Origin of the sequence: Halomonas sp. PR-M31 (genome assembly GCF_001039575.1) — a bacterium.
Classification (GTDB): Bacteria; Pseudomonadota; Gammaproteobacteria; order Pseudomonadales; family Halomonadaceae; genus Modicisalibacter.
The window spans coordinates 1-21,438 of sequence record NZ_JIBT01000037.1; the positions used below are offsets into that span (position 1 = coordinate 1).

Genomic DNA, 21,438 nt, shown 5'->3' on the forward strand with positions numbered 1-21,438 from the left:
AAAACCTATCGCTCGCTGAAGCGATCTCCTACAGGAGCCAAGACCACTTGTTCTGGTAGAAGCCCGGTCTATCGGGCGAAAACCCTATCGCTCGCTGAAGCGAGCTCCTACAGGAGCCACGATCGCTGATTCTGGTAGGCGCCCGATTTACCGGGCGAGAAACCTATCCCTCGCTGAAGCGAGCTCCTACAGGAGCCAAGATCACTGGTTCTGGTAGGAGCCCGGTTTACCGGGCGAAAAACCTATCGCTCGCTGAAGCGAGCTCCTACAGGAGCCAAGATCGCTAGTTTTGGTAGGAGCACGGTTTACCGGGCGAAAACCCTATCGCTTGCTGAAGCGAGCTCCTATATAAGCCAGGAGCGCTGGTTACGGTAGGAGCCCGATTTATCGGGCGATGAGGGGATTCCATTTGGATTTAGAATTTCTCAGGCATAATTGAGAATCTTTCGCATGAAAGAGGCGCGTCACTGAGCTACCATTGAGCCTTGTTTTTCCAACGAGAGGTTGCCCGCCATGTTCACCCGTGACATGCAGATTGCCGGTTTCGATGATGCCCTGTTCGATGCGATGGAAAAGGAGGTCGCACGCCAGGAGGCCCACATCGAGCTGATCGCTTCCGAGAACTATGCAAGCCCCCGGGTCATGGAGGCCCAAGGCACTCAGCTGACCAACAAGTACGCCGAGGGCTATCCTGGCAAGCGCTACTATGGCGGCTGTGAATACGTGGACGTGGTCGAGGATCTGGCCATCGATTATGCCAAGAAGCTCTTCGATGCAAGCTACGCCAACGTGCAGCCCCACTCCGGCTCCCAGGCTAATGCGGCGGTGTTTCAAGCGCTGATCAAGCCCGGCGATACCATTCTGGGCATGAGCCTGGACGCCGGCGGCCATCTGACCCACGGCGCCAAGCCGAACTTCTCCGGCAAGCACTACCAGGCCGTGCAGTACGGTCTCGATGACAGCGGGCGCATCGACTACGATCAGGTGGCAAACCTGGCCAGAGAGCACAAGCCGAAGATGATCATCGCAGGCTTCTCCGCTTATTCCCAGATCATCGACTGGAAGCGCTTTCGCGAGATTGCCGATGAGGTAGGGGCCTATCTATTGGTCGACATGGCCCATATCGCCGGCCTGGTCGCCACCGGCGTCTATCCAAGCCCGATACCCCATGCCCACGCGGTCACCACCACGACCCACAAGACGCTGCGCGGCCCTCGCGGCGGCCTGATCCTCTCCGCGGAAGGCAACGCGGACATGGAAAAGAAGCTGCAGTCGGCGGTCTTCCCAGGTAGCCAGGGCGGCCCCTTGATGCATGTCATTGCCGCCAAGGCGGTCTGCTTCAAGGAGGCCATGAGCCAGGAGTTCAAGGAGTACCAACAGCAGGTGGTCAAGAACGCCCAGGTCATGGCCGGGGTGTTCATGGAGCGGGACTATGAGATTGTTTCCGGCGGCACCGAGGACCATCTGTTCCTGCTATCGTTGATCAAGCAGGGTGTTACCGGTAAAGATGCGGATGCCGCTCTGGGGCGGGCTCACATCACCGTCAACAAGAACGCCGTGCCCAATGACCCGCAGAGCCCTTTCGTGACCTCCGGGCTGCGAATCGGCACGCCGGCGGTGACCACCCGAGGCTTTGGCGAAAGCGAGTGCAAGGAGCTGGCCGGCTGGATCTGCGACATTCTCGATGCCCTGGCCAAGGGGGATTCAAGCGCCGCGGAAGCGGATGTCAAAAGCAAGGTCGAGACCGTCTGCGCGCGCTATCCGGTCTATCGCGATGAACGGTCATGATGCGGTTCGCTAATTTTTATTAGCTTTTTAATTTAAAAGCCATAAGACGCAATGGTTAAACAGCGCGTCTTATGGTGCTATTTTCCTTCTCTTTTCAGCATGGATTATCTGATACTCTTGTCACCCGCTGGGCCTGTCAGATCCACGCTGCGCCCCATGAAACGACCATAATTCTCATCGATAGCGAGCCGCGCCCATGGCCATCCGCAAAGAAGCCACCGACCTGCAACGTGTGTTGAAAGCCTGCAGAGGCTCTTTCATGACGGTGGGGTTCTTCAGCATGTTCATCAACCTGCTCATGCTGGTGCCTCCTCTTTACATGCTGCAGGTATACGACCGAGTCATCACTTCTCGCAGTGAAGCAACGCTCCTCATGCTGACCCTGGTGGTCGTGTTCCTGTTCGCGGTCATGGGGGGGCTTGAGCTTGTACGTTCACGCATCCTGATCCGGGTCGGCAACCGGCTCGATACCTCCATCAGCCAGCGCCTTTATACCGCCATGTTCCGACGCAGCGTGCTGGCCCAAGGTCAGCAGACCGCGCAGCCGTTGAACGATCTGACCAACGTGCGCCAGTTTCTGACCGGCAACGGCCTGTTTGCGTTTTTCGATGCCCCCTGGGTGCCGGTCTATCTGGCGGTGCTGTTTCTTTTTCACCCCTGGCTTGGCATCTTCGCGACCTGTGCGGGCATCGTGCTGCTGATTCTGGCGGTGGCCAACGAAAAAGCCACCAAGAAACTGCTGGCAGAAGCCAACAGCGAAAACATCCAGGCCCAGGATCTGGCCAACTCCAACCTGCGCAACTCCGAAGTGCTCCACGCCATGGGCATGCTGCCCGGCATCATGGGACGTTGGGCCGGCAAGCACTATGAGTTTCTGACCAAGCAGTCCCAGGCAAGTGACCGGGCGGGCGCCCTGACCAATGCCTCCAAGATACTCAGGCTGCTGTTTCAGTCCTTGATTCTCGGCTTGGGGGCGTATCTGGTGCTGCAGGGCAGTATGACGCCGGGCATGATGATCGCAGGCTCCATTCTAATGGGCCGGGCCCTTGCGCCCATCGATCAGATGATCGGCAGCTGGAAAGGGTTCGTCGCCTCCCGCACCGCCTATCAGCGCTTGAACGAGCTGCTCGAGCAGATCCCAGAAGAGAATCGCCGCATGTCCCTGCCTGCGCCAATCGGCGAGGTGGCCATCGAATCCGTGGCAGCGGCGCCTCCCGGGGTGCGCATGGCCACCCTTCGCGGTGTCAATTTCAACGTGGCCAAGGGCGAGCATGTGGGCATCATTGGGCCCAGTGCGGCGGGTAAATCCACCCTGGCCCGGGTGATACTGGGTATCTGGCCCTCCCAGGTGGGCAAGGTGCGCCTGGACGGCGCGGACATTACCCAGTGGAACCGGGACGAACTGGGGCCTTACATCGGCTATCTGCCCCAGGACATCGAGCTGTTCGATGGCACCATCAGCGAGAACATCGCCCGTTTCGGCGAGGTAGACCCGCAAAAGGTGGTTCAGGCGGCCCAGAAGGCCGGCGTGCACGAGATGATCCTGCAGCTGCCCAACGGCTACGATACCGCCATTCGCGCCTCAAGCGGCGTGCTCTCCGGGGGGCAGCGCCAGCGCATCGGCCTTGCCCGGGCCCTTTACGGCAATCCGGTATTGGTGGTGCTGGATGAGCCCAATTCCAATCTCGACGACAGCGGCGAGCGGGCTCTGGCCCGGGCGCTTCAGGCCCTCAAGGCGGAAGGCGTCACCCTCTTCGTCATCAGCCATCGCACCAGTATTCTCAAGAACATGGACAACCTGCTGGTACTCAAGGATGGCCAGGTCAGCATGTACGGGCCACGGGATCAGGTCTTCGCCCAGTTTGCCAAGCAGCAGAACGCGGCCAAGACCGGGCAGGTGGGTCAGTCACAGAATGCGCGTCTGGCCGCGGTGCGCGGTGCCCAGACAAACAAGGACGCGCAATCCGAGGAGCATGGCCAATGAACGACAAAACCAACGCTTCAAACGATCGCGACAACCGCAGCATCGACGTCACCCCCCAGCAGGCACTGCCCGGCAGCGCCGCCCCCTCGGCGGGCAAGCTGCCCACCTCGGACAAGCGCTATCGGCGTCTAGGGTTCGGCATTTTGCTGGTGGCCTTCGGCGGTTTCGGCGGCTGGGCGGCCACCGCCAATCTTGCGGTGGCGGTGGTGGCACCGGGCTCCGTATCCGTCGAATCCTTCAAGAAGACGGTGCAGCATTTCGAGGGCGGCATCGTTAAGAAGATCCTAGTCCGGGACGGGGATCACGTGGAGGCCGGGGAGCCGGTCGTGATATTGAACAACACTCAGGCACTGTCCCAGCTGCAGATCGCTCGCTCTCAGTATCTGATCAACCGGGCCGCGGAGGTGCGGCTATTGGCGGAGCAGGAGGGAAGCGATTCCCTGGATTTCCCGGACGAGCTGCTTGACAGCGACTCCCAGCGGGTCAATGAAGTGCTGGCGGTACAAAACGCGCTGTTCACCGCCCGTCGGGACGCCCTGCAGGGCACCCTGGAAGCGCTGGACGAGCAGGTCGTGCAGATGCGGGAACAGATCCAGGGCTTCGAGTCGATGATCAGCAACAATCGCTCCCGATTGAGTTCTCTGAAGGACGAAGCCGGGGATTATCGATCCTTGTACAAAGAGGGGCTGGGTGACAATCAGCGGGTGCGAGAACTTGAACGCCAGATTCTGCAGTACGAAGGCGAGATCGCCCAGCACCGCTCCGAGATCGCCCGACTGAAGTCCCAGATCAGCGAGAACAAGGTACAAAAGCAGGTCAAGCAGCAGGAGTTTCAGAAAGAGATCGGCGAGCGTCTGCGGGAAGCCAGGTCAGCATCGCGGATGCGGAAGAGCGTATTACCGCTCTGAGCGATCAGGTCGAGCGCACTACGGTTCTGGCCCCGGTCTCCGGCACCGTGGTGGGCCTGCAGGTGCATACCCTGGGTGCGGTGGTCAAACCCGGAGACCCGATCATGGAAGTGGTGCCCTCCGGCGATGGTTTCGTGGTCGAAGCCCGGGTGCCGGATCGTGACGTGGACAACGTCTATCGCGGCCAGGAGGCGGAAATACGCTTCAGCGCCTTCAATCAGCGCTTGAGTAACGTCATTGAAGGCGAGGTCATTCACGTCAGCGCCGACACCTTCCAGGACGAGGCCACCGGCGCCTACTACTACAAGGCGCGCATCAAGGTGACGGAGCAGGGCGCGCGAGATATGACCGAAAGCATGCAGCTGCTGGCAGGGATGCCTGCGGAAGTCATGATTCGCACCGGCGAACGCACCTTCGCCAGCTACATCGCCAAACCCATCACCGACATGCTGGCACGCGCCATGCAGGAGGAATAGACAGCCGTGTCAGTTCCCAAGAAGAAATATTCGCTATTGCCCCTGGCCGGCGTGACCCTGGGGTCGTTGTTGTCCCCCTTGGTGAGTGCCCAAGGCGCGTCTTTCGTTGAGCAAGCCGAGATTCGGCAAGCTCAGGCGCAGGTAGCCCAGGCTCGAATGCCTCAAGCTCAAATGCCCCAGACCCAGGAAGACGTCGGTACCGGCGCTTCCCCGTGGAAGGTGACAATGTCGTATCCGCACTGCCTTCGCTGTCGGCGCTGTTCGGTCTGGCCCTGGATCATGACGCCCAGCTTGCCAGCCAGCGCTACGACATGCAGGCCACGGCTCAGCAGGTGCCCCAGGCCAAGGCAGGGTTGAGGCCCCAGGTGGATGCCAGCGCCGGCTACATCTATCAGGATTCGGACAACTACTACACCGGCAACTCGGATTTCGATCCGTCCCAGGAGTTCGTCGATCCGGACAACGAAACCCGTTACAAGGGCGAGACCCACGACAATACCTGGCAGGTCCAGGTGACCCAGCCGCTGTTCAGCCTGGAGCGCTGGCGTCAGGTCGGCAAGGCTGAAGCGCAGCAGAATGCCGCGGAGCTTCAGGTGGCGGTCGCGGAACGGGATTTGGCCCTGGGTGTCGCCGAGGCGTATCTTGACGCCTATCTTGCCTCGCGCAAGCTGGGGCTGCTCGACTCCAAGCGGGAAGCGCTTACCCTTCAGGTGAAGCAGGCCCAGCGCGCCTACGATCTAGGGGTCGGGGATCGTATCAATCTGTTCGAGTCCCAGTCCCGGCGGGATCAGGCCGTGGCAGATCAGATCCGTGCGGAGAACGAACTGGAAAATGCCTTGAGCGATCTGCAGCGTCTCACCGGTCAGCTGCCGGAGTTCGCCGGTGTTGCCTTGGGTGATCTCGGTACCCTGGCGGTGGCCAACGACTGGGGCGAGGAGGAGGACTGGCTTTCCCGCACCGGCGGCAACGTCGAGGTGCAGCTGGCCAAGCAGCAGCAGGAGGTGGCCAAAAAAGATACCGGAATACGCAGCGCCGGCCATTACCCTGAGCTGAATCTCAATCTGTCCTACTCGGATCGTGATTCCAACGATCCCTTCCGTGAAAGTGAAAATACCTCCGCAAGCGTCGAGCTTAATGTGCCCATCTATCGCGGGGGGTATACTAGCGCAAGCGTTAGACAGGGAGAGTTGACGGTACTTGCCAGCGAAGCGGCTTATACGAATACTCTCAACCTGGCACGCCAGGAGGTACGCAAGCGACTGCGCAGCCTGAATGGCGACGTGCGGCAGATCGAGGCGCTCAAACGCTCCATCGAGTCCAGTCGTCTTTTCCTGGAAGCCGCCGAGAAAGGGGAAAAACTGGGCTTGCGTGATCTGGTGGATGTGCTCGATGCCCGCGCGGAGCTCTATGATCTGCGCATTCAATTCGTTGAAGTCGTCCGCCAGTATCTGCTTGATAACTTGAATCTGGAGGCAGCAGTGGGGGACTTGGACACCCAGGATCTAGTCGAGGTGACGTCGCTGCTGTCGCGCATATCGGGATAGGAGTTGATGCTTCGCAACGCGAACAACGACATGCTACGAATGGTGATGCGCGGCTTCGATGCCGCCATCGCCGTTTCTGTGGGCATGTTTTTTCTTTGGTGTTTTTCCGCACGAATACCCGTTGATCCCGTCGAGTATTATCTGCTGATCATTGCCGGCGGGCTGCTGCTGCCCGCCATCGGCGAAACCTTCGGCCTTTACAAGCCCTGGCGCGGGCGCAGCGTCTTCAGCATGTTCGGCACCTATGTGGCAAGCTGGCTGGTCACGGTGCTGCTGATCAGCGTGTTCCTGGTGATGACTCAAAGCGGCTACATCTATTCCCGGCTGTGGATGGGATTTTCCAGCATTGGGGTGCTGGTGACCGGCTTGTTCCTGCGAGGGGCGCTCTATATCTATCTGCGCCGGCTGCGGGCCAGCGGCTACAACCTCAAGTCCGTGCTGTTCATCGGCCGACCCGAGAACCTGGCGCACGTTCGCAAGCGGCTCAGCGGAATGCCCTACGTCGGCTATCGCATCGATCGCACCATCGTTCACGATGACGAAGCTCAGGTCATGAAAGCGGTGCGACAGCTTGTCAGCGATTCCGCTTTCCAGCGCAACTTCAACGAAATCTGGCTGAGCTATCCTTTGAGTGATGGCAGTGTCGTCAACCGGTTGGCGGATGCCTGGTGAGCGTGCCCGTGGACCTGCGCTATTTTCCGGATCTTTCCGACGTGCGCCTGCTCAATCATCGCATGGCCCAGGTGGCCGACATGTTTTCCATCGATTTGAACTACAGCCCCTTGAACGGTCCTGCCCGGCTCATCAAGACCCTGGAAGATCGATTGCTGGGTACGCTACTATTTCTTCTCTTTTTGCCCGTAGCAGTGATCATTGGCTTTTGCGTCTGGCTCACCATGGGCTGGCCGATACTCTTTAAACAGTATCGTCATGGCCTGGATGGCAAACGCTTCAAGATCTACAAGTTTCGCAGCATGAAGCTGCATACGCCAAAAAAAGGCATCTGTCAGGCCCGGCACGGAGATGAGCGGATTACCCGTTTAGGCTACTGGTTGAGGCAGACTAGTCTTGACGAGTTGCCGCAATTCTATAACGTACTGCAGGGTCGCATGTCCCTGGTGGGGCCAAGGCCTCATGCGATGGATCACAATGCCCTGTACAAGGATCTGATCGGCGCCTACATGCAGCGTAACCGGGTCAAACCCGGCATTACCGGCTGGGCCCAGGTGCATGGCCTGCGGGGCATCACCGAAGACGTAGGTGCCATGCAAAAGCGTATCGAGTACGATCTCTACTATATAAACAATTGGTCGCTGGGACTGGATCTGAAGATACTGTTGCTGACTATTAAGCGCGGGTTTATCAACGACAAACCTTGACGCTGGAGCATTCATGATACTACCCGTCATACTGTCCGGCGGTTCCGGTTCCCGTTTGTGGCCGGTATCCCGGGAGCACTACCCGAAACAGTTTTTGAAGCTCAATTCAGAGACGCTGACGCTATTACAGGAAGCGATTCAGCGCACCGAGACCATTCCGCAATGCCTGTCGCCGCTGCTGGTGTGCAACGAGCAGCATCGTTTTCTGGTGGCTGAGCAACTGCAGCAGCTCGGCGTCGCTCCCTTTCGCATCCTGCTGGAGCCGGAGGGCCGCAACACCGCGCCGGCGCTGACTCTGGCGGCACTTGCTGCCCTGGAGATTGACGACGAGCTGCAGCTTCTGGTCATGCCGGCGGATCACGTCATCGAACGGGTTGATGCCTTCGTTGAGGCAGTGGAGCAGGGGCGTGCCCTGGTGGACGGGGGCCATCTGGTGACCTTTGGCATCACCCCGCATTCTCCCAATACCGGCTACGGCTATATCCGCAAGGGCGAGACGCTGGACAGCGGCTATCGGGTCGATGCCTTCGTCGAAAAACCCGACCGGGATCGCGCTCAGCAGTATCTCGAGAGCGGTGACTATCTGTGGAACAGCGGCATCTTCCTGTTCAGTGCCAAGCAGTATCTGTCGGAAATCGCCCAGCACGCCCCGCAAATTCTCGAATGCTGTGACGCCGCCTTCGCCCAGCGCCAGGAAGATCTCGACTTCATGCGCATCGGCGCCAAGGCCTTCGCGGATTGTCCCAGCGACTCCATCGACTATGCGGTCATGGAGCATACTCGCCACGCGGCGGTGGTGCCCATGGACCCGGGCTGGAACGACATCGGCGCCTGGGATGCGATTCACGCACTCAGCAGCAATACCAAGGATGATGCGGGCAACGCCACCCAAGGTGATGTGCTCTTGCATGACGTCAAGGACAGCTTCTTGCGCAGCGACTCGCGTCTGATCGCGGCGGTCGGCGTTCAGGATCTGATCGTCGTCGAGACCGATGACGCGGTGCTGGTGGCCCATCGCGACCACGTGCAGGACACTAAGCAGATCGTCAATATCCTGAAAGCCCAGCATCGCAGCGAAGGCCATGTTCACAAGTGCGTGTATCGCCCCTGGGGGCATTACCGCACCATGGTCATCAGCGACGGCTTTCAGGTGAAGGAGATCGTGGTCAATCCGGGGCAGACCCTGTCCCTGCAGATGCACTATCACCGCGCCGAGCACTGGGTCGTGGTGCAGGGCACCGCCAAGGTGACTCAAGGGCAGGGCCACGGCGACAGCGACAGCGGGCAGTTGAAAAGCTTTCTGCTGTCCGAGGACGAATCCACCTATATTTCCCTGGGCACGGTGCACCGGCTCGAGAATCCTGGCGTCATTCCCCTGCGTTTGATCGAAGTGCAGACCGGCCGCTATCTGGGAGAGGACGATATCGTGCGCTTCAACGATGTCTATGGACGAGTGGCCGATCAAACGGCTACCGAGGGCCAGAATGCCTGAAGGAAGCCCCGTACCCAGGGAAGAGTACGCAGACCTACATGAAAAAGCCCCGCTTCAGGTGGCAGCCATCTTGCCCCTGGAGCGCCTGCGCCGGGCAACGTCCCCTTGGCGGGTGGCCATCGTCCACGACTGGCTGGTCACCAACGGCGGTGCCGAAAAGGTACTCGAGGCGCTTTTGCGGGCCTTCCCCCAGGCGGATATCTTCACCCTCGTCGATACCCTGGCGGATCGGCAGCGGCAATGGCTGAACGGCCATAGGATTACCACCAGCTTTCTACAGCGTGTTCCTTTCGCGAAAAAACGCTACCGCCACTTTTTACCCTTCATGCCCTTTGCCATCGAGCAGTTCGACGTCAGCGACTATGATCTGGTCCTCTCCTCGAGTCATGCGGTGGCCAAGGGCGTGATCACTCATCCCCAGCAGACCCATATCTGCTATTGCCACACCCCGATTCGCTATGCCTGGGACATGAAAGAGCGCTACTTGAAGGACGCCGCACTGAAGCCACCGCTTTCCTGGTTGGCCCGGCATGTGCTCTCCCGGCTGCGCCAATGGGACTACTTCTCCGCGAGTCAGGTCGATCATTTCTGGGCCAACTCCGCCAACGTGGCCGGGCGCATCAAGAAGTACTACCGACGGGACGCGAAGGTGCTGCATCCGCCGGTAGCGGTGCGTCGGCTTGAATGCAATCCAGGCCCCCGAGACGACTTCTACCTGGCGGCCTCCCGGCTGGTGCCCTACAAGCGGTTGGATTTGATCGTCGAGACCTTTCTGGCGCTGCCGGATCGTCGTCTGGTCATCATCGGCGATGGACCGGAGCGGGAACGCCTGGCCAAGATGGCCCAAGGGGCGGCCAATATCGAGGTGCTGGGCTACTGCGAGGATGAAGTGCTGCAGGATTATCTCTCACGCGCCCGAGGCTTTATCTTCGCTGCCAACGAAGACTTCGGCATTTTGCCGTTAGAAGCCCAGGCCTGCGGCACGCCGGTGATCGCCTTTGGCCAGGGCGGTGCGCGGGAAACCGTACGCTCGGCGAGCCATCCTGACGACGAGAATGCCACCGGCGTATTCTTCGAGCATCACACCCCGCAGAGCCTAAATGATGCGATCCTGCGCTTCGAGATGCGTCAGTTCTCACCCCAAGCCTGCCGGCGCAACGCGGAGCGCTTTTCCGAGGAAATGTTCTGGGAGCGTCTGCATATGCTGTTGGGTGAGGCGAAGCTTCTGGAGAGCGCGGAACGGCTTCGCGAGCCGTCATGAATCTGATCATCAATCTGGAACCGCTGCTCAAGCCCTTGACCGGCATCGGCCATTACACGCGAGAGCTTACAAGAGAGCTGGTGAGAGAGTCCGAAGGCGATCAAATAGCCGGGCTTCTCGGGCCGCGTATCCTTCGTTTGAGCAGCGACCATCCGCTGCTTGGAAGCCCTGATGTCGACGACGGCGCCGCGGACGAAACATCATTGTCGGCACCGGAAGGGCGCCTGTCCCAATGGGCCAGACGCTATCTGCGCAACGGCGCCACCCGCTATCTGTATCACAAGGCCACGGGGCTCAGGCTGCACCGCCATGCAAGCCGGCAGGCGAACCCGAAGGATGCACTTTACTGGGAGCCCAACTATGTGCGCCTGCCCTGGCCCGGCAGAAGCGTGGTCACGGTGCACGATCTTTCCCATCGGCGCTTTCCCGAGTATCACCCCAAGGATCGCATCGCCTTTCTCGAGCGCCATCTCAAGGCAAGCCTTGCCGGCGCCACCCGCATCAACGTGGTCTCCCGGTTTACCGCGCAGGAGCTGACTGCGCTTTTCGATATCGACCCGGCCCGCATTGACATCGTCTCGCCCGGCGTCGCCGAGCGCTTCTTCAACGCGGACGCCCACCAGCGCGAACGGGTACGCAAGCGGCACGATCTGCCGGCGCATTATTGCCTGAGCGTGGGTACGCTGGAGCCGCGCAAGAATCTGCCGCGCCTGCTCGACGCCTTTCTTGATCAATCTCTAGAGCGCCAGCGAAATTGCCCGTTACTATTGGCAGGACAACGGGGCTGGGGCGATCAGCGGCTGTCACAAAAGGCTCTGAATGCTATCGAAGACGGTCGTGTGCGCCAGCTGGGTTACATCCAGGATGCGGATCTGCCGGCGCTGTACGCAAATGCCACATTGTTTGCTTATATCTCTCGTTACGAAGGCTTTGGCATGCCGGTCATCGAGGCCATGGCCGCCGGCGTGCCGGTGGTCACCGCGGATCGCAGCGCCACTCAGGAGGTCGCGGCGGATGCCGCCCTCAAGGTCGATCCGGACGATACCGGCGCCATTCGACAGGCTCTGGAGCGCCTCCAGGACGACAGTGCCCTGGGACAATCATTGCGCGACGCGGGGCGATTGCGCGCCGGGCATTTTACTTGGCAGCATTCCGCGGCTAACCTGCGTGCCTCCTTTCGCCATGCCATGAGTCATTGAACGCCATGCGACAACACCCTCGCGCCCTGCGCGCCAGCATACCGGTGATACTGCATCTGGCCCGACAGGATCTCATCGACCGCCACTCCGGATCGCTTCTAGGCGCCACCTGGACCTTTATCGGCCCGCTGGTCAACATCCTGGTCTTCGTGCTGGTGTTTTCCCGCATCATGGGGGCCAAGCTCGAAGCTTCGGCGCCGAGATCGACCAGTACTCCTACAGTATCTATCTCATCTGCGGGGTACTGGCCTGGACCGCCTTCGCCAATAGCCTTGCCCGCATCACCAATCTGTTTCGGGATCAGAGCAACCTGGTCACCAAGGTGAACATCTCCCTGCTGGCGCTGCCGCTGGCGGTACTGCTGGCGGAAACCATCGTCTATGTCATCAGCATGGGCTTTTTCATCGGCTTTCTGGTGCTGATCGATTTCCCGATTAGCCTTTACTGGCTCGGGGTACCGCTGGTTTTTGCCCTGCAGTGCGTGTGCGTCTACGCGGTGGGGCTTGGGCTCGCGGTCATGGCGGTGTATTTGAAAGACATCAAGGAGGTGGTGGCCGTGGTGCTGCAGGTATGGTTCTGGATCACCCCCATCGTCTATGTGCCGGAGATCATTCCACCCTGGGCGCTGCTCTGGATGGAGCTCAACCCCTTCTTTACCCTGGTCAACGCCTATCGCGACCTGATCATGTATCAGCGTCTGCCGGATCTGTCCCATCTTGCGCTGTTTGCGCTGGTCACCGCCGGGGTGCTGTCGCTGTCCCTATGGCTGTTGGGTAGAACCGAGCGCGATCTGCGCGATTGTTTGTAAGGGAGCCTGACATGATCGAGATTCAAGGCCTCAACAAGTCCTTCAAGCTGTTTCACCGGCCCATCGACCGCTTCCTCGAAGCCGTCACCGGAAAAAGCCGTCATACCAGCTACCACGCCCTGAAGGACGTAAGCTTTCAGGTCGCCCCGGGTGAAGTGCTGGGGGTGTTGGGGCGCAACGGCGCCGGCAAATCGACCCTGCTCAAGCTGCTTACCGGGGTGCTGCTGCCGGACAGCGGACAAATCGATATCGATGGGCGCATTACCGGCCTTCTGGAGCTGGGCACCGGCTTCAACGTGGAGCTGACCGGGCGCCAGAACATCAACGCCAACGCCCTGATGCTGGGCATGACCCACGACGAGATCGAGGCCCGCCGGGACGCCATCATCGACTTCTCCGAGCTTGGCGGCTACATCGACGAGCCGCTTCGCACCTATTCCTCCGGCATGGTCATGCGTCTGGCGTTTTCCGTGGCCATCCACGCGGACCCGCGCTGTTTTCTGGTGGACGAAGCCTTGTCGGTAGGGGACGGCTACTTCCAGCAGAAGTGCATGAAGCGCATTCGCGAGTTCAAGGACAGCGGCGGCTCGATCCTGTTCGTCTCTCATGACCTCAACGCGGTCAAGATGCTCTGCGACCGGGCCCTGGTGCTAGAAGACGGCCATGTGGTCTTCAACGGCGACGCGGACGATGCGGTCAATCGCTACAACCGCATCATGGCCCGCCAGGCGGAAGAAGAAGAGGGGCGCCATCAGAATCGCCATCACGGTGCCTACGGCAGCGGCGAGATTCGCGTCATCGACGGCGAGCTCAAAGGCGACGACAGCGAGAGCACCACCATCGCCAGCGGCGAAACGCTGGACGTGTGCCTGACCCTGAAGGCCAGCACCAACGTCGAGGACGTGACCCTGGGCCTGCTAGTGCGGGACCGTTTCGGTCAGGACATCTTCGGCGTCAATACCTTCCAGCTCGGCCAGACCCTGTCACTGAAACAGTCCCAGTCCCAGCAGGTGCACCTGCGTTTCAAGGCGGACATCGCCCCGGGCAAGTATACCGTCACCGTGGGGTTGCACAGCCGCGAGCATCATCTGGAAGACTGCTACTGGTGGTGCGACAGCTATCTGCAGTTCGAAGTGGCCGGCTACAAGCAGCACCTGTTTTCCGGTGTCTGCCGCCTGCCCATGGAGTTACAGCTGGCCCCGGTGAAAACCCCGGAAACCGCCAGCCAGCAGCCTTAGGAACGTTTTCACATGTCCAAGACCTTCAATGACATCGACAGCCTGATCGATCGCTTGAAAAGCGTGGCCCGCCAGCTCGATATCGACGAACCCTCTGCGGAGCCGCCGCCGGGGGGCGATCGCCAGCAGATGCTCGAGCGGCTGAGCGCGGAACCCGAGATTCCCATCAAGAACCCCTGGAATCCTCGTCTTGAAGAGCTCGTCACGCCGCTCTCGAACGATCCTGCCTTCCTGCAGCGCAGCTATCGCCTGCTGCTGGGCCGGGACGTCGATCCGGTGGGGCTGCAGAGCTACCTGACCGAGCTGCCCCGCTGCGGGCGGCTTTATGTGCTGGGCGACCTGCTTCGCGCCAGCGAGTGCCGCCAGCACCTGAACAACAAGGGCATCGTCATTCCTCACCAGCGCCTGCTCAGGCTGCCCGTGCGAATCGTCGAGCGCCCGGGAATAATGAGCAAGCTGGTGCGTCCACCGGTGCGTCTGATGTACCGGCTGGTGGGCGTGCTGATGCGCCCGCGCTGGCGCGAACAAGAGCGCCTGGCTCGGCTTGAAGCGGAAAATGCCCGGCGCAGCACCATCCTGCAGGACGTGCTGATCGAGATTGAAAACGATCTGCGGCGTCAGGACTCGGAGCTTGAACGGGGCCGCGCGGAGGCCAGGGAACAGGACGCTCGACTGCAGGCACAAGAAGAGCAGCAGCAGGTTTTTCAGGAGCAAATACAGCGCGACTTCAAACAGGCCGGGCAGCGCACCGATGAACTGGAACGCCACCAACCCGCCCTGTGGAGCGCCCTGCAGCATCAGCGCCGGGCCGTGGAGCGCCTTGTCGCCCAGCCGAACGAGCTGCCCGCTACGCCAGAGCGGGCCGAGGCCCTGTCCCAGGATCTGATCGACGCCTACTACCTGGCCTTTGAAGACGCCTGTCGCGGTAGCGAAGCCCAGATCGCCGCCCACTTGCGCCAGTATCAGCCCCAGATCGATGCCGCTCATCAAGCCGGCAAAAAGGCGCTGGACGTAGGCTGTGGCCGGGGCGAATGGCTCAAGTTGCTGGCAAACGAGGGCTTCGAGGCTCGCGGCGTGGATCTCAACGTCGCCATGGTGGATCACTGCCACACCCTCGGGTTTGACGTGGTGCACGACGACGCCATCGCCGAGCTGCGCCGCCAGCCGGAGGATAGCCACGCCCTGGTAAGCGCCTTCCATATCGCCGAGCATCTGCCTTCGATGTGCTCTACGCCCTGGTGGATGAAGCCCAACGGGTGCTGGCGCCCGGGGGCGTGCTGATCCTTGAGACGCCCAACCCGGAGAACATTCTGGTGGGCAGTCATACCTTCTATCACGACCCCACCCATCTCAATCCGCTCACGCCCACTGCCATGTCGTTTTTGCTGACCTATCATGGTTTCGCCGAGGTGGAGGTGCGCCGCTTCAACCCTTACCCGGAAGAAGCCAAGGTGCCCGGCAACGATGCCTTGACGGAGCGGGTCAATGGTCATCTGTGCGGCCCCCAGGACTTTGCAGTAGTAGGGCTCAAGGCCGCGCCCACGGAGCTGGCCGCGCAAAAGATGACCGAGGAAGAACAGAACGTCGAGGCATCTAACGATGCGCCTGCGGACGACAAGAGCCAGGAGGCGAGCGCATGAGAGTGCTGGTCACCGCCAATCTGGTGCCTTTCCTGCACGGCGGCGCGGATTATCACATCGAAGGCGTGACTCGCGCCCTCAAAGCGCATGGCCACGAGGCAGAGCTGCTGCGCTTTCCGTTTCGCTTTCAGCCGGAAAGCGACATTCACCGGCTGATGGAATATGTCGAGACCCTGGATTTCACCGCCCCCAACGGCCAGGCCATCGATCGCACCATCAGCCTGCAGTTTCCCGGCTACGGCGTGAATCACCCGGAGCACGTGGTATGGGTGATGCACCAGCACCGGGCCATGTACGAACTCTGGGAAGACGACAAAGCCACAAAAGAGCAGCGAGAGCTGCGCAAGGCCATTCACGCTTTTGATAAGCGCCATTTGAGCCGGGCTAAGGCGCTGTTCGCCAATTCTCGCCGGGTCGCGGAGCGCATGGCCACCTACAACGATCTGACCGCCAGGCCGCTGTATCACCCGCCTTTTGATGCACAGCGCTTTTACTGCGACGAGGACTGGGGCTATGTGTTCTGCCCCAGCCGCCTGGAAAGCCTCAAGCGCCAGGATTTGCTGATCGAGGCGGCGCGGCACCTGAAAAGCCCGGTGCGCATCCTGATTGCCGGCAGCGGCGGTCAGGCGAAGCGCTATCAGCGGCTCATCGAGAAGCACAAGCTGAGTGATCGTGTGCGTCTCACTGGACGCTTCAGCGAGGCGGAAAAACGCGCCTGGTATGCCCACTCCCTGGCGGTATTCTTCGGCCCCAAGGACGAGGACTACGGCTACATCACCCTGGAAGCCATGCTCTCCAGCAAGCCGGTCATCACCTGCGAGGACAGCGGCGGTCCAAGAGAATTCGTCCAACACGATGAGACCGGCTGGGTGCTGCCCGCAGAGCCGGAAGCCATTGCTGCCACCATCGATGAGGCCTACGCCAATCGGGAGCGCAGCGCACAAATGGGCCGGGCCGGGCTTGACGCTTATCATCGCGCCGGCATTGGTTGGCCCCAGGTCGTGGAGCGCCTGCTGGACAGAACCTAACAAAGGATGAGTAGGGAATGAACGAGGCCAGGGAATGAAGATCGCACTTGTTGCCCCCAGTGCCGTGCCCTTTACCGTGGGCGGCGCGGAAAAACTCTGGTGGGGGCTCTTGCACCACGCCAACCAGTTAAGCGATCACCAGATGGAGCTGATCAAGCTGCCAAGCCCGGAGCGCAACTTCCCGGAGCTGATGGCAAGCTATCAGCGCTTTTCCGAGCTTGATCTGAGTCATTTCGATCGGGTGATTTCCACCAAGTACCCGGCCTGGATGATCGAACACCCCGAGCATCATGTGTATCTGCAGCACACCCTGCGCGGGCTTTACGACACCTACCCCTGGCCGGAACGGGCAGGGGTCGATGCCTTCGAGCCGGAGGCCTGGCCGGTGGAGAAGGGCAGGCGCGGCATTGCCTTGCTGCGCCATCATCCGCGCTTGAAGGGCTTGCGTCGTCTACTTGCGTCCAATCCCGAACGCGCCCAGCTGCCGGAACTGTTTGCTAGGGTGCAAGGGCTAATGAACGATCGCACCCTGCCCCAGAGCGTACGGGATGGCCTTTTGCACTTTCCCGGCCCTCTGACCCGGGCCATCCTGCACCATCTGGACGCCATCGCGCTCTCGCCCAAGGCGATTGCCCGTTTTGCCGCCATTTCCCGCAATGTCACTCGCCGCGCGGACTACTTCCCGGAAGGCGTGCCGATTCAGATCATTCATCACCCCTCGGATCTGCCGGTATTTGAAGGGCGACATTACGATTATCTCTTCACCGTCAGCCGACTGGACGGCCCCAAGCGGGTCGATCTGCTGCTGCGGGCCTTCCTGCAGACCGAGGTGGACTGCGAGCTTCGTATCGCCGGCACCGGCCCCATGGAAGCCGAACTCAAGGAGATGGCAAAGGACGACCCTCGGGTGCGCTTTCTAGGCTTCGTTCGCGACAGCGACGTAGTGGAGCAGTACCGGGACGCCTTAGCTGTGCCGTTTTTACCTTTCGACGAGGACTACGGCCTGATCACCGTGGAGGCCATGGGGGCAGCCAAGGCGGTGATTACCTGCACGGATACCGGCGGCGTCAATGAGTTCGTCGAGCACGGCGTGACCGGCTGGAGCGTGGCTCCGGAGCCGGACGCCCTGGCGGCGGCCATCACCCAGGCGGTGGAAAACCCCCGGCGCACGCAGAAGATGGGCAAGGCCGCCAAGGCCCGGGTGGCCCACGTCAACTGGGCGGACACGGTACGCGAACTGCTCGGCGACACCCCGAGTGCGGATCAGGCACCCCCGTCTTTCCCCGTGGTCATGGGCCTTGGGGCGGCAAGCGCCGCCGGCAGCCTGGCCGATGCCATGACGAATGACTCACGACGCGGCCATTGGCTGGTGCTTAACACCTACTCCGTCTACCCGCCCATGGGGGGCGGGCAGAGCCGCATGTACCATCTCTATCGGCATATCGCCAAGGAGCTCGGGGTTCGGGTCACGCTGCTGGTGCTTCTCCCTCAGGACTATCCGGAAAAATGCACGGAAATCGCACCGGGGCTTTTCGAGCACGGCATTCCGTTGAGTGCGGCCCAGGCCCGACAGCAGAAGTCGCTGAGCAAGGCCCTGCGGGCGTCCGTCGATGACATTGCTGCCATTCACGGCTGGGAACACAACCCTGCCTATATTCGCGCCCTGAAAAGCCATGCGGTGACCGCCACCCTTGGGGTTTGCGCCCATCCCTATCTGGTGCACGCCTTGCAAGCCCATTTCGAGGGCCCCTGGCTGTACGAATCCCATAACGTCGAAACGGACTTGAAGCGCGGCATCATTCATGAGGCCCTGGAAAAAGGCGTGACCGAAGCGGAAGCGGCGATGGTCGAGGTAGAGACCGCGGAGCGCCTGGCCTGTCAGGAGAGCGATAACATCCTGGCCTGCGCCGAAGGTGACTTGAAGCGCTTTCGTGAGCGCTACGACCTGCCTGCGGACAAGGGGCTGGTGGTCAATAATTGCGCGGATCTTGAACGCCTGCCCTTCGTGGACAGCGCTGCCCGGCAGCGCTGGCAGAAGCGATTGCGCCAGACCCGGCCGGTTGCGCTGTTTCTGGGCAGTTTTCACGGGCCCAACCTGGAAGCCGCGGAGTTCATCGTTCACCGCCTGGCTCCGGCCTGCCCCAAGGTTGCCTTCTATCTCGCGGGCAGCCTGTGCCAGCATCCGGACTTTCGCTATCTGCCCCCCAACGTGCGCGCCTCGGCCGGGTGGACGACGCCCAGCTACGGGTATTGCTGGCAAGCGTGGACGTGGCGCTCAACCCCATGTTCAGCGGCTCCGGCAGCAACCTGAAGATGCTGGACTACACCGCCAGCGGAGTGCCCGTGCTGACCACCCCCTTTGGCAATCGCGGCCTGGAATTCCCGGAAAGCGCGGTATGGATCGCCGAAACCGAGCACTTCGCCAAGGCGTTGCAAAAACTGATCGCAAGCGACGACGACGCCCGTCAAGCACAGGTGGAACGTGCCCGGGAACTCACCGAAAAGCACTTCTCCTGGCCCCAAGCGGTGAAGCGGTTGGCTGCCGAGCTATCCAGTTGAGACCATGCCATTTCTCTATCAACGCCCTAGGGCCTGTTGACGTTTCATCGCGAACCGCGTTGCTGCATCAAAAAGTGTCAGTCAAGGCGCGAAGCGCAGGGAAGGGTTATTCCCTTTTCAAGTTTCCTAGTAGTTGTTCGAATCCGGGCATTGCTTTATGTGTAGTTTTAAAACTACAATGATGTCCATGCTCGATATCAAACAGACTGAAACCTACTTGAAGTGGGAGCGCAAGCTAAAGGATCGACGCGCCAAGGCCTTGATTGCTGCACGGGTATTTCGTCTCGCGAATGGTCTAGCTAGGGATGTGAAGCCGGTCGGGCATGGTGTCAGCGAATTGCGGATCAATCATGGCCCGGGATATCGAGTGTACTTCCGGCAACATGGCAACGAAATCGTGCTGTTGCTTTGCGGAGGAGATAAGCGCACCCAGCAGCAAGACATCAAGACAGCTTTGCGTCTCTCAAATGAGTGGAGAGCTTCATGAGCGAACATATTTACGATTACGATCCAGCCGCTGCGCTAGATAGCGATGAAGCCATTGCCATTTTTCTGGCTGATGCCTTGGAAACCGGCGATACGGCTTACATTGCCAGATCGTTGGGCGTCGTTGCCAGAGCTCGGGGTATGACCGAATTATCCCGGGAAACGGGACTGTCTCGCGAACAGCTCTACCGCTCGTTCAGTGAACAGGGCAACCCCACCCTGAAAACCATGTTGACTGTCATGCGTGCTCTGGGTGTCGACCTGACGGCGCGTCCTCGCGGACAGATAACGTGATGGATTCGCCTCTACGTAAGCCCGCCAGATATTTCTAAAAGCCGACGCTCCCGCGTCGGCTTTTTTAATCACGGCCGATTACAAAAAGCATCAATCCGATTAGCCGGATTTCCTACCGATTCCAAGTTCTTAATTAACAATACCCACAAATAGAACCATTTTTGGTTACAAGGTTTAACAATCAGTAACGTTGGTGGTATCACCTCTGAAAACGCCAAGAGTCGTTCCTAAAACGACCTGGAGAAAGAGTTTTCATTAGAGGATCTAGTCAAAGATCCACGCACAGGGGTGAAGGGTATTATGGCAACTCAAGCGAATCTGAATTTCGTGCAGCAACTCTACGTCGCTTACTACGGCCGCCCGGCGGAAAGCGATGGTCAGGCGTATTGGGCCGAGCGCGCCGATGCCAATGGCCAGCAAAGCATCGTCGAAGCCTTCGGCAACTCCGAAGAGTATCAAAACGAGTTCGGTGATCTCGAAAGCGCCGAATTGGTCAACAACCTTTACCAGCAGCTCTTCGGCCGAGATGGCGATGCAGAAGGCGTCGAGTACTACGCCGGCCTGCTGGATAACAACGAAAAGAGCCTGGCGGAGATCGCTCTCACCATCAAGAACGGCGCCGAAGGCCAGGATGCCATGTTCTTCAACGCCCGGGTCGCAGAAGCCCAACGCTACACAAATGAAAGCGGCGACGACTACAACGTGGAAGCAGGTCGCGACGCCATCGAGGACATCAGCGTCCCCAGCGATGCCAGCCTCGACTTCGTGCAGGAAATGTACGTGGCCTACTACGGCCGCCCGGCGGACAGCGCCGGTCAGCGCTACTGGGCAGAGCAGGCAGATGCCAAGGGCCAGGGCGCCATCATCAACAACTTCGGCGATTCCCAGGAATACCAGGACAACTTCAGCGGATTGGACAACCGGGAACTGGTCAACGTCCTTTACCAGCAGCTATTTGATCGCGATGGCGACAAAGGCGGGCTCGATTACTACGCCGGCGTGCTGGATCGCGGCGAAAAGAGCCTGGCGGAAATCGCCCTGACCATCAAGAACGGCGCGACCGGCAGCGATGCAGAGTTCTTCCAGTCCCGCGTTGAAGCAGCCCAGCAATACACCGATCAAAGCGGCGACAACTACAACCTGGATGACGCCAAGAACGTGATCGACAGCATCACTAATGACAATACCGGTGGTGGTGACACAGGCGGCGATAACGGTGATGGTAATACCGGTGGTGGTGACGCAGGCGGCGGCGACAACGGCGGTGGTGACAACGGTGGTGGCGATACCGGCGGTGGCGGTGACAACGGTGGTGGTGACAACGGCGGCGGCGATACTGGCGGTGGCGATAACG

The 21,438-nt window shown here is 60.3% G+C and carries 21 protein-coding genes; all 21 read left to right on the forward strand.

Annotated features, from left to right (window positions below):
* Positions 1 to 513: 513 nt before the first annotated feature.
* Positions 514 to 1,788 carry a serine hydroxymethyltransferase gene (gene glyA / locus CH74_RS11295; RefSeq protein WP_048307579.1) on the forward strand — a complete coding sequence of 425 codons (1,275 nt, stop codon included), beginning with the start codon at positions 514 to 516 and terminating at the stop codon, positions 1,786 to 1,788.
* 196 nt (positions 1,789 to 1,984) lie between these two features.
* A complete protein-coding gene (locus tag CH74_RS11300; RefSeq protein ID WP_048307581.1) occupies positions 1,985 to 3,772 on the forward strand; it encodes a type I secretion system permease/ATPase in 1,788 nt (595 codons plus the stop codon).
* Positions 3,769 to 4,680 (forward strand): hypothetical protein, encoded by a 912-nt coding sequence (locus CH74_RS20015; protein ID WP_367379113.1) that lies wholly within the window; start codon positions 3,769 to 3,771, stop codon positions 4,678 to 4,680. Before CH74_RS11300 ends, CH74_RS20015 begins: the two co-directional genes overlap by 4 nt.
* A gap of 47 nt (positions 4,681 to 4,727) precedes the next feature.
* Positions 4,728 to 5,156 carry an HlyD family efflux transporter periplasmic adaptor subunit gene (locus tag CH74_RS20020; RefSeq protein ID WP_367379114.1) on the forward strand — a complete coding sequence of 143 codons (429 nt, stop codon included), beginning with the start codon at positions 4,728 to 4,730 and terminating at the stop codon, positions 5,154 to 5,156.
* A gap of 212 nt (positions 5,157 to 5,368) precedes the next feature.
* The gene (locus CH74_RS11310; RefSeq protein WP_053070731.1) at positions 5,369 to 6,700 is read left to right on the forward strand and encodes a TolC family outer membrane protein; all 1,332 of its coding nucleotides are present in this window, start codon (positions 5,369 to 5,371) and stop codon (positions 6,698 to 6,700) included.
* A 6-nt stretch (positions 6,701 to 6,706) separates the two neighbouring features.
* Positions 6,707 to 7,372, forward strand: coding sequence for a hypothetical protein (locus CH74_RS19565; protein WP_253273038.1), 666 nt, complete (start codon positions 6,707 to 6,709; stop codon positions 7,370 to 7,372).
* Positions 7,369 to 8,079: an exopolysaccharide biosynthesis polyprenyl glycosylphosphotransferase gene (locus CH74_RS19570; protein ID WP_253273039.1), complete on the forward strand. Its 711-nt coding sequence runs from the start codon at positions 7,369 to 7,371 to the stop codon at positions 8,077 to 8,079. The genes CH74_RS19565 and CH74_RS19570 overlap by 4 nt, the downstream gene beginning before the upstream one ends.
* Positions 8,080 to 8,092: 13 nt before the next feature.
* Complete coding sequence (locus CH74_RS11320; protein WP_048307583.1) at positions 8,093 to 9,571, forward strand: mannose-1-phosphate guanylyltransferase/mannose-6-phosphate isomerase; 1,479 nt, start codon at positions 8,093 to 8,095, stop codon at positions 9,569 to 9,571.
* Positions 9,564 to 10,832 carry a glycosyltransferase family 4 protein gene (locus CH74_RS11325; protein ID WP_082140400.1) on the forward strand — a complete coding sequence of 423 codons (1,269 nt, stop codon included), beginning with the start codon at positions 9,564 to 9,566 and terminating at the stop codon, positions 10,830 to 10,832. The genes CH74_RS11320 and CH74_RS11325 overlap by 8 nt, the downstream gene beginning before the upstream one ends.
* Positions 10,829 to 12,031 (forward strand): glycosyltransferase family 1 protein, encoded by a 1,203-nt coding sequence (locus CH74_RS11330; RefSeq protein WP_053070732.1) that lies wholly within the window; start codon positions 10,829 to 10,831, stop codon positions 12,029 to 12,031. The genes CH74_RS11325 and CH74_RS11330 overlap by 4 nt, the downstream gene beginning before the upstream one ends.
* A gap of 5 nt (positions 12,032 to 12,036) precedes the next feature.
* Positions 12,037 to 12,357, forward strand: a complete 321-nt coding sequence (locus CH74_RS19575; protein WP_253273040.1) for a hypothetical protein — start codon at positions 12,037 to 12,039, stop codon at positions 12,355 to 12,357.
* A complete protein-coding gene (locus CH74_RS18290) occupies positions 12,276 to 12,839 on the forward strand; it encodes an ABC transporter permease (protein WP_253273041.1) in 564 nt (187 codons plus the stop codon). The genes CH74_RS19575 and CH74_RS18290 overlap by 82 nt, the downstream gene beginning before the upstream one ends.
* 11 nt (positions 12,840 to 12,850) lie before the next feature.
* On the forward strand, positions 12,851 to 14,077 hold the full coding sequence (locus CH74_RS11340; RefSeq protein WP_048307584.1) for an ABC transporter ATP-binding protein: 1,227 nt from the start codon (positions 12,851 to 12,853) through the stop codon (positions 14,075 to 14,077).
* Between the two features lie 12 nt (positions 14,078 to 14,089).
* Positions 14,090 to 15,358, forward strand: a complete 1,269-nt coding sequence (locus tag CH74_RS17805; RefSeq protein WP_053070734.1) for a bifunctional 2-polyprenyl-6-hydroxyphenol methylase/3-demethylubiquinol 3-O-methyltransferase UbiG — start codon at positions 14,090 to 14,092, stop codon at positions 15,356 to 15,358.
* Complete coding sequence (locus CH74_RS17810; RefSeq protein ID WP_172656331.1) at positions 15,316 to 15,717, forward strand: hypothetical protein; 402 nt, start codon at positions 15,316 to 15,318, stop codon at positions 15,715 to 15,717. Before CH74_RS17805 ends, CH74_RS17810 begins: the two co-directional genes overlap by 43 nt.
* Positions 15,714 to 16,745, forward strand: a complete 1,032-nt coding sequence (locus CH74_RS11350) for a glycosyltransferase family 4 protein (protein ID WP_048307586.1) — start codon at positions 15,714 to 15,716, stop codon at positions 16,743 to 16,745. Before CH74_RS17810 ends, CH74_RS11350 begins: the two co-directional genes overlap by 4 nt.
* Before the next feature lie 34 nt (positions 16,746 to 16,779).
* The gene (locus CH74_RS11355; RefSeq protein ID WP_053070736.1) at positions 16,780 to 19,056 is read left to right on the forward strand and encodes a glycosyltransferase; all 2,277 of its coding nucleotides are present in this window, start codon (positions 16,780 to 16,782) and stop codon (positions 19,054 to 19,056) included.
* Positions 19,014 to 19,304, forward strand: coding sequence for a glycosyltransferase (locus tag CH74_RS18790; protein WP_172656332.1), 291 nt, complete (start codon positions 19,014 to 19,016; stop codon positions 19,302 to 19,304). Before CH74_RS11355 ends, CH74_RS18790 begins: the two co-directional genes overlap by 43 nt.
* A 187-nt stretch (positions 19,305 to 19,491) precedes the next feature.
* Entirely contained in the window at positions 19,492 to 19,791 is a 300-nt protein-coding gene (locus tag CH74_RS11360) for a type II toxin-antitoxin system RelE/ParE family toxin (protein ID WP_048307588.1), read from the forward strand.
* A complete protein-coding gene (locus CH74_RS11365; protein ID WP_048307590.1) occupies positions 19,788 to 20,084 on the forward strand; it encodes an addiction module antidote protein in 297 nt (98 codons plus the stop codon). The genes CH74_RS11360 and CH74_RS11365 overlap by 4 nt, the downstream gene beginning before the upstream one ends.
* Positions 20,085 to 20,384: 300 nt before the next feature.
* On the forward strand, positions 20,385 to 21,438 hold a 1,054-nt coding region (locus tag CH74_RS17820; protein ID WP_053070738.1), incomplete at its 3' end, for a DUF4214 domain-containing protein.

What these genes read in the sequence shown, in the direction of transcription:
- CH74_RS19575 (WP_253273040.1), top strand. Translation starts at nt 12,037, where the DNA reads ATGCGACAACACCCTCGCGCCCTGCGCGCCAGCATACCGGTGATACTG.
- CH74_RS11325 (WP_082140400.1), top strand. Translation starts at nt 9,564, where the DNA reads ATGCCTGAAGGAAGCCCCGTACCCAGGGAAGAGTACGCAGACCTACAT.
- CH74_RS17805 (WP_053070734.1), top strand. Translation starts at nt 14,090, where the DNA reads ATGTCCAAGACCTTCAATGACATCGACAGCCTGATCGATCGCTTGAAA.
- CH74_RS11300 (WP_048307581.1), top strand. Translation starts at nt 1,985, where the DNA reads ATGGCCATCCGCAAAGAAGCCACCGACCTGCAACGTGTGTTGAAAGCC.
- CH74_RS11340 (WP_048307584.1), top strand. Translation starts at nt 12,851, where the DNA reads ATGATCGAGATTCAAGGCCTCAACAAGTCCTTCAAGCTGTTTCACCGG.
- CH74_RS11350 (WP_048307586.1), top strand. Translation starts at nt 15,714, where the DNA reads ATGAGAGTGCTGGTCACCGCCAATCTGGTGCCTTTCCTGCACGGCGGC.
- CH74_RS11355 (WP_053070736.1), top strand. Translation starts at nt 16,780, where the DNA reads ATGAAGATCGCACTTGTTGCCCCCAGTGCCGTGCCCTTTACCGTGGGC.
- glyA (WP_048307579.1), top strand. Translation starts at nt 514, where the DNA reads ATGTTCACCCGTGACATGCAGATTGCCGGTTTCGATGATGCCCTGTTC.
- CH74_RS11320 (WP_048307583.1), top strand. Translation starts at nt 8,093, where the DNA reads ATGATACTACCCGTCATACTGTCCGGCGGTTCCGGTTCCCGTTTGTGG.
- CH74_RS11360 (WP_048307588.1), top strand. Translation starts at nt 19,492, where the DNA reads ATGCTCGATATCAAACAGACTGAAACCTACTTGAAGTGGGAGCGCAAG.
- CH74_RS19565 (WP_253273038.1), top strand. Translation starts at nt 6,707, where the DNA reads ATGCTTCGCAACGCGAACAACGACATGCTACGAATGGTGATGCGCGGC.
- CH74_RS11365 (WP_048307590.1), top strand. Translation starts at nt 19,788, where the DNA reads ATGAGCGAACATATTTACGATTACGATCCAGCCGCTGCGCTAGATAGC.
- CH74_RS20015 (WP_367379113.1), top strand. Translation starts at nt 3,769, where the DNA reads ATGAACGACAAAACCAACGCTTCAAACGATCGCGACAACCGCAGCATC.
- CH74_RS11330 (WP_053070732.1), top strand. Translation starts at nt 10,829, where the DNA reads ATGAATCTGATCATCAATCTGGAACCGCTGCTCAAGCCCTTGACCGGC.